Source organism: Vibrio sp. 2132-1, from assembly GCF_033344315.1.
On the sequence record NZ_JAWPON010000205.1, the window covers coordinates 1 to 829 of the forward strand.

The 829-nt window shown below is 39.2% G+C and carries 1 pseudogene; it reads left to right on the plus strand.

The features are described from left to right. Window positions 1-591: 591 nt before the first annotated feature. A pseudogene (locus R8N47_RS24440) lies at window positions 592-829 on the plus strand (undecaprenyl-phosphate alpha-N-acetylglucosaminyl 1-phosphate transferase); the annotation flags it as partial.

Below are 829 nucleotides of genomic sequence, written 5' to 3' on the forward strand. Positions count from 1 at the left end.
GTCTCTTTCCTAACAGAAGAGAGACCAAGCAAGATAATTTTTAATAATAATAAGCACCTAAGTGCATTTCTGGCAAGATTGATTTATAAAAAACGAGAACTATTACAAATTTATGTAATTCCCTTTTGTCAGAGGGACGCTCAAAGCTAACAAAGTGGCGAGCAAATGTTGGTTAGGCATAGGTTACAATTTAAATCTCCATTTCTCATACCTATCAAAACCAAATACTAGGTTTATAGAAGTACATAACTACCGGCCCAAACCGTTAGTTAGTGTATTCAGCTTTGTATTTGGCCTGCCTATAAAAGGCTGAGAGCCGATGACCGTCACGAGCTAGTGTCGGTGGAACTCAGTTACTTACATATTCAATATTAGAAATTAGCGTTTGCAATGCGCTACAACCCACGTTGGCTAATGTGGTTTTGTCACGCCCAAAAATCACCTGCTCATTCTTAGAGTTCGGCGTGTCTAGATACGAGCGAAGCAAGAATTAGTAGTATCGGACCTGTGATGCAATGGAATCCGTAAAGGGAATCAGTCGGATGCGTTATAGATTTACCTCAAACTTATTTAATAACACAGTTGGCTATCATGAATAATGCATATTTATTTGTATTTATTTTGTCGTTCGTTCTACTTTTTGTTATGCGCAAAGTTGCTAAGCGCGTAGGTCTAGTAGATAAACCCAATGCAAGAAAGCTTCACCAAGGTGTGGTGCCACTTGTAGGAGGGATCTCCATTTTCTCTACTATACTGGTGGGGTTCCTTCTGTTCTTACCAATGAATGACAACCTATCACTCTACTTATCTTGTTCGGCTGTGCTTATAG